This is a genomic window from Gammaproteobacteria bacterium, assembly GCA_035546635.1.
In the GTDB taxonomy this organism is placed as follows: domain Bacteria; phylum Pseudomonadota; class Gammaproteobacteria; order JAURND01; family JAURND01; genus DASZWJ01.
Window position 1 is genome coordinate 24,265 of the sequence record DASZWJ010000044.1, and the last position, 16,018, is coordinate 40,282.

The window sequence follows — 16,018 nt, forward strand, 5'->3', positions numbered from 1 at the left end:
GGATAGTTTTTTCATTTAATTCCAAATCTGCTGCCAAAGCTGATCTACACGCTGTTTCACTGCCTGATCCATGTAAATGGTTTTACCCCAGACACGTTGAGTTTCTGCCGGCCATTTATTTGTAGCATCAAAGCCAATTTTTGACCCTAGCCCAGAAACCGGTGAAGCAAAATCCAGGTAATCAATAGGCGTGTTTTCAATGATGACTGTATCCCGTGCTGGATCCATCCGCGTGCTCATCGCCCAAATCACATCCTGCCAGTTACGGGCGTCGATATCATCATCCGTGACAATAATAAACTTGGTATACATAAACTGTTTCAGAAACGACCAGGTACCGAGCATGACGCGTTTGGCATGGCCGGGGTATTGTTTTTTAATCGTAATGACCGCGACACGATAAGAGCAGCCCTCAGGCGGTAAGTAAAAATCAATAATTTCAGGAAATTGTTTTTGTAGCAAGGGAATGAATAATTCGTTGAGTACTAATCCCAGTAATGCAGGCTCATCAGGAGGACGACCGGTGTAGGTACTATGGTAAATCGGTTGGTGACGATGCGTAATGCGCTCTATAGTGAAAACTGGGAAAGTCTCGGTCTCATTATAATATCCGGTGTGGTCGCCAAAGGGCCCTTCCACTGCTGTTTCTCCCGCATAGATATAACCCTCCAGCACGATTTCTGCATTGGCAGGCACTTGCAAATCATGGGTTTTGCAATAAACCAGTTCTGAACGGTTACCACGCAGTAAACCGGCAAAAGCATATTCTGAGAGGTTATCAGGAATGGGTGTTACAGCTGCTAATAGCGTCGCAGGATCTGTGCCTAGTGCGACAGCCAAAGGAAAAGGCTGTCCGGGATGGGCTTGTTGCCAGGCTGCATAGTCCAATGCACCGCCACGATGTGCAAGCCAGCGCATGATGACTTTATTACGAGCTATGACTTGTTGTCGGTAAATTCCTAAGTTTTGACGTTTTTGATGGGGTCCCTTGCTGATGACTAAACCCCAAGTGATTAAAGGACCCGCGTCATCCGGCCAGCAGGTTTGGATAGGAAATTGTCCTAAATCCACTGCATTGCCTTCCACTACATATTCCTGACAAGGTGCAGATTTCACCACTTTAGCCGACATGTGAAATATTTTTTTTAAAATGGGCAGGCTTTTCCAGGCTTCTTTCAGATTTTGTGGTGGTTCAGGGGCTGATAAAAATGCAAGTAAATTACCTAGCTCGCGAACTTCCTGTAAGCTACTTTTTCCCATGCCCATGGCGATACGCTCTGGGGTACCAAACAGATTTCCTAACAATGGAATTTTGGAATGTAGCGGTTTCTCAAATAACAAAGCCGGACCTTGCTGACGCAAGGTCCGATCGCAGACTTCAGTGATTTCTAGCTTTGGATCAATTGCTACAGATACACGTTGTAACTGACCCAAATTTTCGAGCTGGTGGATGAAATCTCTTAGATCGACATATCTCAACGCTTCATAGCCTCGAAGAATTCTTCGTTAGTTTTAGTCACTTTCAATCTGTCTAGGAGAAATTCGCTGGCGGCCAATTCATCCATAGGATGCAAAATTTTACGCAGAATCCACATTCTTTGCAGTTCATCAGGTTTGGTGATGAGTTCTTCACGACGCGTACCGGAACGGTTAATGTTGATAGAAGGAAACACGCGTTTTTCAGCGATGCGCCGGTCAAGATGAATTTCCATATTACCGGTACCTTTAAATTCTTCGTAGATGACATCGTCCATTTTCGAGCCAGTTTCAACTAAAGCTGTAGCAATAATGGTTAAACTGCCACCGCCTTCGATATTACGTGCTGCACCAAAGAAGCGTTTTGGTCTGTGTAGCGCATTGGCGTCGACACCGCCTGTTAACACTTTTCCTGATGAGGGAATAACCGTGTTATAGGCACGGGCTAAACGGGTGATGGAATCTAATAAAATCACTACATCACGTTTATGTTCTACTAAACGTTTGGCTTTTTCGATAACCATTTCAGCCACTTGCACGTGGCGCGTCGCGGGTTCATCAAAGGTGCTGGCAATGACTTCGCCTTTGACGGAACGTTCCATTTCTGTCACTTCTTCAGGGCGTTCATCGATTAACAATACGATTAAATAACATTCAGGGTGATTATGTGCGATGGAAGTAGCGATATTTTGCAACATCATCGTTTTACCTGCTTTAGGCGGTGATACGATGAGGCCGCGTTGGCCTTTGCCTATTGGGGCAACTAGATCAATGATGCGGGCAGTGATGTCTTCGGAACTGCCATTGCCACGTTCCATTTTGATACGTACATCGGGGAACAGAGGCGTTAAGTTTTCAAAAAGTATTTTATTTTTAGCCAGTTCAGGTTTATCGAAATTAATTTCGCTGACTTGTAATAGCGCAAAGTAACGTTCGCCTTCTTTGGGAGGACGTATTTTTCCAGAAACGGTATCGCCGGTGCGTAGATTGAAACGACGAATTTGACTGGGTGATACATAAATATCATCCGGTCCAGCTAAATAGGAGCTGTCATCGGAGCGTAGAAAACCAAAACCATCCTGAAGTATTTCCAGGACACCGTCGCCAAAAATATCTTCTCCACTTTGTGCATGGGCTTTTAACAAAGCGAAGATAATATCTTGTTTGCGCGTTCGCGCCATGTTTTCAATACCCATTTCTTGGGCTAAATGAATGAGTTCAGAGGGAGATTTTTGCTTTAGTTCAGTTAAATTCATAGGTTCGCTTCTTAGAGTGATGGTGAAAAGGTAAAAGGTTTTATATGTGAATGATCTTTTATAGTGGTAAGCGCTGTCATCTTGAGCAACTGCTGTCATCCTGAGCGTAGCGAAGGATGACAGCGGTTGCTCAGAATGACAGCCCTAAGCTCTGAGTTTTTAAAAATGAATTAATGACACCGGCATTAAACGCATACCGAAATTCAACTATCCAATCGAATAGTTGAATGCTTAAACCCTAAGGGAAAATTTGCCGGATGGCTTTAATACAGGGGAAATGAATTTGTCACGAAATATATGAAAAATTTTAAATCCATTTAACTTAAAACGCAAGCATCTATTAAAATATAAATTCAAGCGCATGTTTTTTACTTAGATCCCTGTAAAAAATCAGAGGTGGTCATCTAAAAAAGCGGTTAATTGCGATTTAGACAATGCGCCTACTTTCATAGAAACCATATTACCATCTTTAAATAAAAGTAAGCTAGGTATACCTCTTATTCCATATTTTGCCGGAGTTTTGGAGTTTTCGTCCACATTTATTTTAACTATTTTGAGCTTATCAGTATATTCTTTGGCGACTTCCTCTAATACCGGTCCTATCATTTTACAGGGACCGCACCATTCAGCCCAGAAATCGACTAGAACGGGAGTCGAGGATTTAAGAACTTGTTCGTCAAAGGCATCGTCGGTTACGTGTTGCAGTGATTCGCTCATAATTAAGGCTCATGAAAGATGAATGTTATTAGCATAAGAAATTCTTGGGGGAATTGCAATAGGTGAATTTTTTTCCTCTAACAGCCGTGACTTTTTCCCTTCTCCCACAAGGGGAGAAGGGAAAATGCCAAGGCTATTTGAGAAAAATTATTTAGAGTCCACTATTCATCAATAACCGTTTCAACTCCGGTCGAGTTCTCGATAAAAACGCATAAGCATTGGGTCGTGAATTGAATATCACCGCTATCGTAGTATCATCCGGCCGCGATAAAATAAAAGCATTAGTACCTGTGAAACTACCGGTTTGAATCCAATCCGTTTCACCCGGTAGGTTGGAAATAATGCCGCCCATTGTGTAATAAGTCATTTTGTTTTTGGGTACAAAAGCAGGCTTAGTTTGCATGATGCCTAAATAGCGGCTATTTAAAATTTGAAAATGCTTTAATGCTTGAATAAAGGTTGCCAAGTCATAGGCAGAGGCTAGCCAACCACCATTACCAAAGTTTTTACGTAAAATTTCCATATTAGAATAGGGAAGATAAAAAGAATTTGCTAATTCTTGCGGAGTAATGCCACCGGGTGGGCGGTAATAGGTCACTTCATTCGGCAGACGGTACTTTTGCTGTGTACTCCCTATGACCATATCATGTATGCCTATAGGCGCTAGAATTTGCGACTTCACATAATTTTCATAGCCTTTGTAGCCATAGGGCGTGCCGGTTACCTTATTAATCACTAAACCTAAAATGCAATAATCCATATTTGAGTAGACATAAGTGGTTCCAGGTTTATGTCTTAAGGGCTGAGACATCATATAGCGGGTCGTAGTTTCGCAGCTGGCAGGTAATTCAGGAGAGAGTACCGCAAGAAAATTTTGCGGCCAAGGACCAAACATGGGGTCGAAATGTCCCGCCCCAGGATTAAACCAGCCCGAGGACATCTGTAACAAGTTTTGTACGGTAATCTGATAAATTTGTGGATTGATACTGCGTCCATTTAAAGGCTTTAAATCATTTAAAATGTCGAAAACTTTATCATTCAGATTGAGTTTTCCTTCTTGAATTAATTTTAGCACTGTCACTGCGGTAAAAGTTTTGGAAGTACTGGCAATGCGAAATAAATCATTTGGCATTACTTCTGTACGTGATTGCATATCCGCCCAACCATAGCCGCGTGCCGTTGTAACCTTACCATTTTTCATGACCACCAGTGCAGCGCCAGGTAGATTCCAGCGCTTCATGAAATTGACCATATTACGATCGAAAGTCTGAATCTTTGGACTGTCAGATGTGCCGGTGATGGGGAAGTTTTTGACGACTTGCGCCTGACTTAAGCCACAAGCCATAACCAAACTGATTAAACAGATGAGGTTTTTAAACAAACGTTGAGTGAAGTTTTTAATAGCCTTTCTCCCTGTTGACTAGATTTAATAGCGGCTGTCCTGCCATTACACGCCGGTAATTTTCGACTATTTGCGGTGCTACGGAATGCGTGTCCGTTGTACTGGCAATGTGTGGAGTAATAATAACATGTGCCTCTTTCCACAATGGACTGCTTGTAGGCAGCGGTTCGGTGGCAAATACATCCAGGCACGCGCCAGATAATTGGTTGCTTTCAATGGCAGCAATTAAGTCTGCCTCCACCAGATGATGGCCTCTTGCGACATTAATTAAATAAGCACCAGGTGGCAATTGCCCAAAAAGTTCCCGGTTCAGAATATGCCGGGTGTCCGGAGTCAGCGGTAATAGACATATTAAAATATTTATGCGCGATAAAAAAGCGTTTAGCTGATTTTTGCCATAGAAATGTGTGATATCGGGCAGGGTTTGTGGAGATTGGCTAAAGGTAGATACCTGGAAGCCAAGTTGGGTCAATTTAATGGCCGCATCGCTGCCGAGTTGTCCAGAGCCCATGATGCCGATTTTAGGTTGTTGGGTTAAGCTGCGCGGCGCCCATAATTTCCGCGTTTGTGATTGTGAATAAAAGTCGAAGTGGCGCGCATGATTTAACACTGCCCAAACAATATATTGCGTCATATCGCGGATTAAATTTTTATCTATCAGGCGAACAACGGCTAGGTCTTTAGGGAGTTTGGGGTCACTGAGAATAAAATCTACACCGGCACCTGCTGATGAAATACATTTTAAGTTTGGGAATTTTGCTAATTCACCGTGTGGATAAACCCAGGCTACAGCAAATGCTATGCTGAGAGGATCCTCTATATCCGGCCAGATATTAATTTTTATATTAGGATCGACAGCATGAATGGCTTTTACCCAGGATTCAGCCCAGGCATCAGATCTTTCAGAAATTATCATCATAGTCATAGATTATCCTTTTTATACGTTTTCACCTCTGCCCCTAAGAGGTGAAAATTATACCGCTCACCTTAAATGCCGATACACTGCAACCCATGACCCAAGCCACCCAAGAACAATCCCCAGCAATAATAAATTAATACCATCACTCACACTTAAAGTATGCAATACAAAATCACTACCATAAAGTTTTGCCAATAGCTGTGTAGGCGCGTTAATCCAAATAAACAATGCCACAACCCCGATGCAAGCGATGATACTGCCAATCAATCCGTACCACATCCCAGTGTATAAAAACGGGCGGCGGATAAACGCGTTGCTGGCTCCAACCAATTGATACACAAAGATTTCATCACGATGGCGTAGGGTGGCAAGATGAATTGTACTGCCTATGATAAATACAATGCCCAGACTCAATAATATGGCCAGCGCACAAGTGGCGCGGCTTGCCAATTGCAGCAATGCATTTAGCCTTTTAACCCAGGCTAAATCAAGCTGCGCAATATCCACTTGTGGTAATTGCTTCAGGGTATCTAACAAAGATGCCATCGCATTTGACGTCTGCCATTTCAATTGCGGAGTGACTATTAGCACACTAGGCAGTGGATTTTCTTTAAGCGTGCTCAGCAGTTGATTGAATCCTGATTGCCGTTGAAAATCAGCCAATCCTTGGGCGGGAGAAACATAATCTACTTTTTCAATGCCGGAAATTTTGGTCAATTGCTTTGCCAATGATTGTGCAGCGTGCGGATCAACTTGAGATTTGAGATACAAAACAATGGGAGAATGACCATCCCAATTTTGCGTAATAGTAGAAACGTTTTTTAACAATACGTAAGGTGGTAGGAAAAATTAGCGCGATTCCAATCACGATCACAATCATAGCGCTGGTCACTGGCGTGCGTGCGATTTGACCCAGGCTGAGTAATGCCGCCTGCATGTGACGGCTGCCATAGAGTCGGAAAAAACGACGTATATACGGTGAAATTTTGTTTTTTGAAGGTTTAGTGACGGTTTTGTTAGTTTTTTGCAGCTTGGTATTTGATAGTCGTTGGCGTGTGGCGGACATGATGATGATCCTGTAAGTAGGGAGTTACTGTGCTCCAGTCAATCGCCCCTGTTTCAAAGTCAGAATTCGATAAGACATTGCAGCCACCAATGCCAGATCATGGGTAGCGATTAAAACCGTTACTCCCACCTGATTAAATGCGACAAATAGTTGCATGATTTCCGCTGCCAGCACTGGATCGAGATTGCCAGTGGGTTCATCGGCCAACAACAGGGAAGGTTTATTCACGATAGCTCGAGCAATGCTCACGCGCTGCTGTTCTCCAGCCGACAAACTCATTGGATACAGCTTAAGCTTGTCCAGCAATCCCACTTTGTCTAAGGCAGCGCGCACGCGTCTTTGGATTTCCTCCATGGTATTGCCGGCAATGACTAGCGGTAATGCCACATTATCAAATACAGTGCGTGACATCAGTAAATGCGGGTTCTGAAAAATCACGCCAATATTTTGGCGCAATTGTGGAATATGCCGCTCGGATAACTCGGCAAGATTTTTACCCGAAATAAAGACTTGCCCCTGCGTTGCCCTCTCCAACAGCAGGATTAATTTAAGCAAGGTGCTTTTGCCGGCGCCGGAATGTCCAGTTAAAAATGCCATTTCGCCCTTTGCCAGCTGAAAATTCACCTGATTGAGTGCTTGCTGGCCGGTTGGGTAATATTTACTGACATGATTAAAATGAATCATAGGTTTTCTGCTGGAAATAGTGCTTTAACAAAAGCATTAGCGTCAAACGGTTGCAGATCGTCAATCCCCTCGCCAACGCCAATAAAACGAATTGGCAGCTTTAAGTTTTCCGCCAGAGAAAAAATTACACCGCCCTTTGCGGTACCATCAAGTTTAGTAATAACCAAACTGTTCAGTTTAACCGCTTCATTAAATTGCGCAGCTTGCCGCAATGCATTCTGGCCAATACCGGCATCTAGCACCAGCATCGTTTCATGCGGGGCATTATTATCAGATTTACCCAATACGCGTTTAATTTTTTTCAACTCTTCCATGAGATGGCTTTGCGTATGCAAGCGTCCTGCGGTATCGGCAATCATGACATCAATATTGCGTGCTCGAGCTGCAGCAAAAGCATCAAAGATCACTGAGGCGCTATCGGCGCCAGTCGGTTGTGCGATAACTGGAATATGGTTACGTTCACCCCATATTTGTAACTGTTCAACTGCAGCCGCGCGAAAAGTATCGCCCGCAGCGAGTAATACTGATTTCCCTTGTCGTTGTAATTGATTGGCCAACTTACCAATCGTTGTAGTTTTTCCTGCGCCATTGACGCCGACCATTAAAATGACATAAGGCTTAATAGTGTCGGGAATATCCCATGCCGTATTGCAGGGAATTAGAATGTCGGCTAGTGCTTGCTGTAGCGCTGCAAGTAATGCTGAAGAATTAGCCAATTCTTTACGTCGCACTCGCCCGGTCATATCGGTAATAATGCGCGTTGTGGCTTGAACACCGACATCCGCCACCAGTAAATAAGTTTCTAACTGCTGCAACAAATCGTCATCAATATCTTTTTTACCCAAGACCAATGCTGCTAAACCTTCGGTAAATTGTGCACTGGTGCGTTTTAAACCGCGTCCTAGGGCGCTAAATAAACCGGATTTTGGTTTTTCCAAAGGGGCAGGCGTCAGTTGTTCTTCATTGACAGGAGGTATTTTGTTTTTTTTGAACCCGAACATGTGATTTCCAGAATGGGGAAGAGAGATTTTTATGAAGGGTGATTATAACGGGATATCAGGCAGAGCGCACTCAAGTTAGTGATCGCAATGATTGCACCCCTGAATTCTAACCAGTATACTTTTCCATCTCATCAAATCTATGGACTTTTTCCGTGTCTCGTTTATTCCGGGTTATTTTATTGATTATATTGCCAACACTCGCATCAGCTAATGACGTAGCTTTTTATCAGCTCCCCAATGGATTGCAATTATTCGTTCAGGAAGATCATCGCGCCCCTGTTGCCGTAACGCAGGTGTGGTACAAAGTGGGATCTGGCTATGAACCAAACGGGATTACTGGCATCTCCCACGCTTTAGAACACATGATGTTCAAGGGCACGCCCAAATATGGTCCCGGTAAATTTGCAGAAATTATCGCGGCAAACGGCGGTCAAATGAATGCATTTACTGCCAATGATTTTACGGCATATTACGAAATTATGGCCAAAGATAAACTGCCGCTCAGTTTTGAACTCGAAGCTGATCGCATGCGAAACCTCTCCCTTGACCCTGCCCAATTTGCAAAAGAAATTCAAGTAGTCATGGAAGAACGGCGCATGCGTGTCGATGATGATCCTCAGATGAAACTCTATGAACTGTTTATGGCACAAGCCCATGTCGCCTCACCTTATCATCATTTAACCATCGGTTGGATGAATGATCTGCAACACTTAACCGTAGATGACGTGCGTCGTTGGTATCAAAATTGGTATGCGCCCAATAACGCCATTTTAGTCGTAGTCGGAGATGTCAATCCTGAAGCAGTACATCAGTTAGCGCTCAAATATTTTGGTTCATTGCCAGCCAGTCAATTACCTGTTGTGAAACCCGAAGCGGAAATCCCAACTCCAGGGGAACGCAATCTCGTAGTCAAATTCCCTGCCGAACTGCCCTTGCTGGCTATCGGATACAATGTACCAGTGATTAAAACCCAAGGCCAATCCAATGACGCTTATGTCCTGGCAGTGATTGCTGCTATTTTGGATGGCGGCAGTAGTACACGCCTGAACAAAGACTTAGTGCGTGGTCAGCAAATTGCCGCACAAGCAAATGCTTCTTACTCACCTTATTCGCGTCTTTCGGATCTGTTGATACTAAGCGGTACACCAGCGCCAGGTCATACCATAGCCGAGTTAAAAACAGCTTTATTCAATGAAATCAAAAAATTACAAACCTCCAAAGTTGCTACAGATGAACTAGAAAGAGTGAAAGCTGGCGTGATTGCTAATAAGGTCTTCTCGCAAGATTCCATAGAGAGCCAAGCTGAAGATATAGGCTCGTTGGAAGCCGTAGGCTTGCCTTGGAAATTAAAAGAGGATTTTATTCAACATATCTCTGCCGTGACACCAAATGATGTGCAAGCCGTAGCGAGCCGCTATCTAGTTCCTGAAAACATGACGGTAGCCGAACTGCAACCGCTGCCTTTGCCGAAAAATCAGCCTTCCCCACCACCTCCCATGATTGAGGGAGCAAAGTATGTACATTAAGAATCATGGGAGCGTTAGATGAATTTTCGTAAAAATTTTATAATTCTGCTAATTAGCTGCTTTGGTTTAATCACAAATATCCAGGCGACTTTATCTATGACGCAACCTAAATCAACTACAGCGACTGCTCAGCCGGAAGTTGGGAGCACCTCAATATTAAATATTCAACATTGGCAAACTTCACAGGGAACTCCTGTTTATTTTGTGGCAACTCCACAATTACCTATGGTGGATATTTTAGTTTTGTTTAATGCAGGCGCTTCACGTGATGGCATAAAGCCAGGACTTGCGAAATTAACCAACTCATTATTAGATGAGGGTACTGCCAATTTAACAGCCGACCAGATTTCGCAACAATTTGATAATGTAGGCGTAATTTACCGGACAACATTAGACCGAGATATGGGGGGTATAGGATTACGCAGCTTGACTGATCCAAAATTTTTAGAACCAGCTATTAATACTTTTACCCAAGTATTAACTGCACCAAATTTTCCTGAAGACGCAGTACAACGTATAAAAAACCAGGTGCTGATATCTTTACAAGAAGAGCGGCAATCGCCAGATACCATTGCGAAAAAGGCCTTTGTAAAATTATTGTATGGTGACCAACCTTATGGTCACAGTATATTGGGCTCGGAGGAGTCAGTCCAAACACTGACACGAGCTGATGTTCAGCAATTTTATCAACAGTATTATGTTGCCAAAAATGCAGTGATAGTGATGGTGGGTGACTTGAGTACTGATAAAGCGCGGGAAATTGCCAATCAGGTGACGCAAGGATTACCCCCCGGACAACCCGCAAATCCGTTACTGCCAGCTAAACAAGTAACAATAGCCCAACAAAAGGCCATTGATTTCCCAGCACAACAAACCACAGTTTTACTGGGCCAAGTTGGGATTACACCGCAAGACCCTGATTATTTTCCTTTGACGGTAGGTAATTTCGTTTTAGGCTCTGATCCCTTAGTTTCTGAATTATCTAAGCAAATCAGATCTCAGCACGGTTGGGCTTATACGGTAACCAGCGTATTTTCACCGTTGCAGGCAGGTGGGCCGTTTGCCGTGTTCTTGCAAACCCGTAATGCAGAAGCACAAAATGCCATCAACCTAGCACGGCAAATTGTCGATCAATTTATACAGCAGGGACCGACCGAGCAACAATTAGCTGATGCCAAGAAAAACATTATTGGTAGTTTCCCTTTAAGCTTGGATAGTAATTCCGATATTTTAGATCAATTGTCTTATATGGTTTTCTACCATTTGCCGCTGGATTATTTAGATACTTACCGTGCAAAAGTCGATGCTGTAACCGTCAATCAGGTACGTGAGGCTTATCAGAAGCATCTTCAGCCTAATAATATGGTGACAGTAACAGTCGGTGGGCTTATGGATTCTGCGATAGCTAATTCTTCCAAACAAGGCATAGTTGAATAATAAATTTGTAACTAACTCAAAAAATGCTACCAGCCAAGTTCGCATTATCGGTGGCAAGTGGCGAAGTCGAAAAATAACCTTCCCCAATGTGGCAGGCCTCCGCCCTACCCCGAATCGCGTACGCGAAACTTTGTTTAACTGGTTGGCCCCTCACATTCATAATGCAAAATGCTTAGATTTATTTGCCGGCAGTGGTGCCTTGGGTTTTGAAGCATTGTCGCGAGGTGCCCATTCGGTAGTGATGGTTGAACAGTCAGCCCAGGTTGTGGCGCAATTACATACAAATGCTAAATTATTGGCAGCTGAAGCACTGGCCGAGATTTTTTGTCAACGCATCGAACCACAAGTAAGCATTTTACAAAACCGCCAATTTGACATCGTCTTCTTAGATCCTCCCTTCCACCAAGGTTGGATACCACTATGCTGCCAGTTATTGGAAATCAGCCAATGTTTAACCCCAGGTGCTTTGATTTACATTGAAGCGGAATGTGAACTGCAACCTTTACCTATCCCGTCCAATTGGAACATATTGCGTCAGCAAAAAGCTGGGCAAGTAAGCTATTATCTAATTCAGTATGCAAAAATCTAACCAACGTGGCACCCTTTATATTGTCGCAACGCCCATAGGCAACTTAAGAGACATCACGCAACGTGCCCTCGAAGTGCTAAACGCCGTTGATCTCATCGCTGCCGAAGATACGCGCCATAGTCAAGCATTACTCCAGCACTACCACATCAATACCCCCTTGATATCTTTGCATGAATTCAATGAATCCAAACGCATAGGCTTATTGTTGTCGCGACTTGAACAAGGGAATAACATTGCCCTAATCAGCGATGCCGGTACACCATTAATCAGTGATCCTGGCTATTTATTAGTACAAGCCGTTCGTGCCGCGGCTATGACTGTAACCCCCATACCCGGCTGTTGTGCAGCGATCGCAGCCTTAAGCGCCGCTGGCCTGCCAACTGAGAGCTTTATTTTTGCAGGATTTTTATCTAGCAAAGCTGGTGAACGTAAACAGCGCTTAGAATCACTAAGAACCCAACCAGCCACGTTGATATTTTATGAAGCCCCGCATCGGATTTTGAAACTGCTGCAGGATATTATGGGAATATTTGAGGAAAAACGGCGTATTGTACTGGTTAAGGAGTTAACCAAAACCTTTGAGACGTTTTTTGCAGGCACTGCAGCTGAAGTTTATAATTGGCTAAAGGCAGATCCTTATCATCAAAAAGGTGAGTTTGTGGTGTTGGTAGAAGGGGCTTCACTAGAAAAAAATTCGGAAATTCCCCAGGAAGCACAACGTATTTTAGCGCTATTATGCGATGAGTTACCGCTGAAACAGGCGGCTCTACTGACAGCGAAAATTACTGGGGTGAAGAAAAATGTGTTATATAATTTTGCGGTGAAACAGCATTACTGAAGTGGGATTTTTTCCCCCTTCTCCCCTTGTGGGAGAAGGAAAAAGGCCATGGCTATTTTTAGGCAAGAAGAGAATACACTGCTATACTATAAATACTTTTGTCTTAATTTACCCCAAGAGGGCAATCTAATGAGCCTATTTATTATCATATTAATTATAGTTCTTTTAATCATCGCGTTTGTGGTTGCAACCTATAACCGCTTGATTGCTTTAATTGAAGCGGTAAAAAACAATCAAAAGCAAATTGATATTCAATTAGACCGGCGCTTCAAAGTTTTCGAATCGCTAATCAACGTCGTAAAAAATTATATGAATTACGAACAGAGCACATTAAAAGATGTCGTCGCTTTGCGTAATCAGGCGCAGCAGGCACATCTACAGGGCGATGAAAAAACCCGTATGGAAGCAGAAAATAAAATATCCCAGGCCGTAGGCGGTTTAAATCTGGTGTTTGAGCAATACCCTAACCTTAAAGCCAATGAAAACGCCTTGCAATTACAAGAAGAAATCGTCAACACCGAAAACAAACTCGCCTATTCCAAACAGGCGCTAAACGATAGCATAGAACGCTATAACGCCGATAAAAAATCCTTTTTTGCCGCTATGATCGTCTCCCTATTCAAAGGCAAACTGGATTTTAATTTTGATTATTGGCAATTAACCCAGGATCAAGTAACCGCCAAAGAAAGTTACACCGTCAAATTGGAAGGACAAACGCCAGAAGCGCCGAAATCTTCCGATGAAACCAAACAGTAACATTTTATGACGACTTCTCCACCCAACAAACCGTTAGACCCATACACAGAGCAGGCGGCAGATTGGCGTTCAGCATTAAAACACAATTCGCGCCGCACGCGCCTAGTGATTGCGACATTTATTTTGATTTATATTTGTATTGGTTTATTGGTGGATATGTATATTTATGCTGGAAGTTATCCCCAGGCGACATTGTCGCAATTATTTTTCGCATTGATTACTTTTCAACTCTTCCCAAAAGTCACATTAATCACGTTGCTGGTGGCCTTGGTTTCTTTATTTGTCACCTTCAGTTTCCATGACAAACTCATGCTGCTCGGAACCGAGTATCGTGAAATCACCCCCGAAAGCGCCAAATCCACGCAGGAATTACAGTTATACAATGTGGTTGAAGAAATGAAAGTCGCAGCCGGCTTACGATTTATGCCCAAGGTGTATTTGATAGAAGCCGATTATATGAATGCTTTTGCCAGTGGTTATAGTGAAAAATCGGCGATGGTGGCCATTACCCGCGGCTTGATTGAAAAATTAGACCGAAGCGAATTACAAGCGGTTATGGCGCATGAATTAAGTCACATCCGCCATATGGATATCAAATTGACCTTGATGGCTTCTGTATTAAGTAATTTAACCTTGATCGTGTTGGATATTTTGTTTTATAACGCAATATTCAGCGGCCGCCGCTCCGATGAAGAAGGCAATGGCCGTTCGCGTAACCAGCTGTTATTTATCATTTTGATTTTACGTTGGGTATTGCCGTTGGCTACGATACTGTTGATGTTATATTTAAGCCGCACCCGCGAGTATATGGCGGATGCCGGTTGTGTGGAGTTAACCCGTGACAATGAACCCTTGGCGCGGGCATTATTAAAAATTCAAGGTGATTATCAACAAAATGCGGATAATTACAGCGCGGCTTCTCAAGCCACTGCCCATGAATCCATACGCAGACAAGCTTATTTGTACGATCCACTAGAAGCAGGTATCGCCAGCACCCGATCATTAGCTGACCTTTTTTCCACGCATCCGCCTATTGAAAAACGTTTGCAGGCTTTGGGATTTACCATGAAAAAAGGGCAGTAGGTTTTAATCCCATTAAAGGAAACCCCATGCCAACCCAAAATTCCGATTTTGATGTCATTATTGTTGGCGGCGGTATTGTCGGATTAGCATTAGCCGGACTTTTGGCAAAAACCAACCTAAAAATAGCCGTTATTGACCAGCAAGGCGCACCATCTGAGCATTTCCAATTACCACAGCCTTATGATAAACGAGTGAGTGCACTGAATCACGCCTCACAAGCCGTTTTTAGTTCTCTAGATTTGTGGAACACCATCAACGCATTACGCGCTGCCAGTTACCAAGAAATGCAAGTATGGGACGCCAACAGCCCAGCAAAAATCCATTTCAGCTGCACTGAACTCGGTCAGCCCTATTTAGGTCATATCGTCGAACACAGCGTCATGCGAAGTAGCTTATGGCAATATCTAAAGCATCAACCACAAGTACAATTATTTCCCAAAGCGCAGACTGCCAGTTTATTTGAGAGCAACGATCAAGTAGCCATCAGATTGGAAAATGGTGATTATTTGAGTGCACCGCTTTTGGTTGGAGCAGATGGTGCAGACTCTTGGGTAGCACAACAAGCAAAATTATCGGTAAAGAGTAAACCCTATCAACAAAGCGCCATTGTCACCACAGTACATCTTCAGCAGACGCACCAAAATACTGCTTGGCAACGTTTTTTAAAGCAGGGTGTCTTAGCATTTTTACCGCTTGCCGATCCACATTGGGTTTCTATTGTCTGGTCTACCGCCACAACGCATGCTAATCATTTGCAGCAACTCGATGATACCGCATTTAATAAAGCCTTGACGCAGGCCATAGAATATCAGTTCGGCGATGTGCAAGTGTTGGATAAACGTCAAGTATTTCTTTTAACGCAAAAACACGCCGAGCGCTATATAAAACCCCGCATCGTACTGTGCGGTGATGCGGCACACACCTTGCATCCTTTAGCAGGCCAGGGCATAAACCTAGGTCTTGCTGATGCACGTTGTTTGACGGAAACACTTAAAACTGCATTACAATTGCAGCGTGATATCGGTGGTATCAGCACCTTGCGGCGCTATGAGCGCGCACGCAAAAGTGAAAACGCTTTAATGATGACTGCGATGGCTGGATTCAAGCAATTGTTTGGTAACCAACAAGAAGTCTTACGTCATCTGCGCAGCCTGGGTTTTGCTTTCACGCAAAAGCTACCTTTAATAAAAAATTATTTGATGCGTTATGCAATGGGATTGGATTAAAATTAAAGTGGGGCAGTTCTCACCCCCTTTTTCAAAGGGGGT

Annotated in this window: 15 protein-coding genes and 1 pseudogene; 7 read left to right on the forward strand and 9 right to left on the reverse strand. The window is 43.5% G+C overall.

Annotation, left to right across the window (positions count from 1 at the left end):
- Nucleotides 1–15: 15 nt before the first annotated feature.
- The 9 genes and pseudogenes from ubiD to ftsY form a co-directional block, all read right to left on the reverse strand.
- Complete coding sequence (ubiD, locus tag VHE99_11690) at nt 16–1,479, reverse strand: 4-hydroxy-3-polyprenylbenzoate decarboxylase (GenBank protein ID HVV69672.1); 1,464 nt, start codon at nt 1,477–1,479, stop codon at nt 16–18.
- A complete protein-coding gene (gene rho, locus VHE99_11695; GenBank protein ID HVV69673.1) occupies nt 1,476–2,732 on the reverse strand; it encodes a transcription termination factor Rho in 1,257 nt (418 codons plus the stop codon). Before rho ends, ubiD begins: the two co-directional genes overlap by 4 nt.
- A 390-nt stretch (nt 2,733–3,122) precedes the next feature.
- A complete protein-coding gene (gene trxA / locus VHE99_11700) occupies nt 3,123–3,449 on the reverse strand; it encodes a thioredoxin TrxA (protein ID HVV69674.1) in 327 nt (108 codons plus the stop codon).
- A gap of 151 nt (nt 3,450–3,600) precedes the next feature.
- Nucleotides 3,601–4,794: a serine hydrolase domain-containing protein gene (locus VHE99_11705; protein ID HVV69675.1), complete on the reverse strand. Its 1,194-nt coding sequence runs from the start codon at nt 4,792–4,794 to the stop codon at nt 3,601–3,603.
- A gap of 52 nt (nt 4,795–4,846) precedes the next feature.
- Nucleotides 4,847–5,776, reverse strand: coding sequence for a glyoxylate/hydroxypyruvate reductase A (locus VHE99_11710; protein ID HVV69676.1), 930 nt, complete (start codon nt 5,774–5,776; stop codon nt 4,847–4,849).
- Nucleotides 5,777–5,833: 57 nt separating this feature from the next.
- Nucleotides 5,834–6,598, reverse strand: coding sequence for a permease-like cell division protein FtsX (ftsX, locus tag VHE99_11715; GenBank protein ID HVV69677.1), 765 nt, complete (start codon nt 6,596–6,598; stop codon nt 5,834–5,836).
- Entirely contained in the window at nt 6,519–6,836 is a 318-nt protein-coding gene (locus VHE99_11720) for a hypothetical protein (GenBank protein ID HVV69678.1), read from the reverse strand. The genes ftsX and VHE99_11720 overlap by 80 nt, the downstream gene beginning before the upstream one ends.
- A 24-nt stretch (nt 6,837–6,860) precedes the next feature.
- A complete protein-coding gene (gene ftsE, locus VHE99_11725; GenBank protein ID HVV69679.1) occupies nt 6,861–7,520 on the reverse strand; it encodes a cell division ATP-binding protein FtsE in 660 nt (219 codons plus the stop codon).
- Nucleotides 7,517–8,464: pseudogene (ftsY, locus tag VHE99_11730) on the reverse strand (signal recognition particle-docking protein FtsY). The gene ftsE and the pseudogene ftsY overlap by 4 nt, the downstream one beginning before the upstream one ends.
- 209 nt (nt 8,465–8,673) lie before the next feature.
- Here ftsY and VHE99_11735 point away from each other — a divergent pair.
- The 7 genes from VHE99_11735 (at nt 8,674) to VHE99_11765 (ending at nt 15,976) form a co-directional block, all read left to right on the forward strand.
- Nucleotides 8,674–10,047 (forward strand): pitrilysin family protein, encoded by a 1,374-nt coding sequence (locus tag VHE99_11735; protein ID HVV69680.1) that lies wholly within the window; start codon nt 8,674–8,676, stop codon nt 10,045–10,047.
- Between the two features lie 96 nt (nt 10,048–10,143).
- On the forward strand, nt 10,144–11,484 hold the full coding sequence (locus VHE99_11740; protein ID HVV69681.1) for a pitrilysin family protein: 1,341 nt from the start codon (nt 10,144–10,146) through the stop codon (nt 11,482–11,484).
- A complete protein-coding gene (rsmD, locus tag VHE99_11745) occupies nt 11,477–12,073 on the forward strand; it encodes a 16S rRNA (guanine(966)-N(2))-methyltransferase RsmD (protein HVV69682.1) in 597 nt (198 codons plus the stop codon). Before VHE99_11740 ends, rsmD begins: the two co-directional genes overlap by 8 nt.
- Complete coding sequence (gene rsmI, locus VHE99_11750) at nt 12,060–12,911, forward strand: 16S rRNA (cytidine(1402)-2'-O)-methyltransferase (GenBank protein ID HVV69683.1); 852 nt, start codon at nt 12,060–12,062, stop codon at nt 12,909–12,911. The genes rsmD and rsmI overlap by 14 nt, the downstream gene beginning before the upstream one ends.
- A 129-nt stretch (nt 12,912–13,040) precedes the next feature.
- A complete protein-coding gene (locus VHE99_11755) occupies nt 13,041–13,667 on the forward strand; it encodes a LemA family protein (GenBank protein ID HVV69684.1) in 627 nt (208 codons plus the stop codon).
- 6 nt (nt 13,668–13,673) lie between these two features.
- Nucleotides 13,674–14,750 (forward strand): zinc metalloprotease HtpX, encoded by a 1,077-nt coding sequence (htpX, locus tag VHE99_11760; GenBank protein ID HVV69685.1) that lies wholly within the window; start codon nt 13,674–13,676, stop codon nt 14,748–14,750.
- Between the two features lie 26 nt (nt 14,751–14,776).
- A complete protein-coding gene (locus tag VHE99_11765) occupies nt 14,777–15,976 on the forward strand; it encodes a UbiH/UbiF/VisC/COQ6 family ubiquinone biosynthesis hydroxylase (GenBank protein ID HVV69686.1) in 1,200 nt (399 codons plus the stop codon).
- The last annotated feature ends 42 nt before the right edge of the window (nt 15,977–16,018 follow it).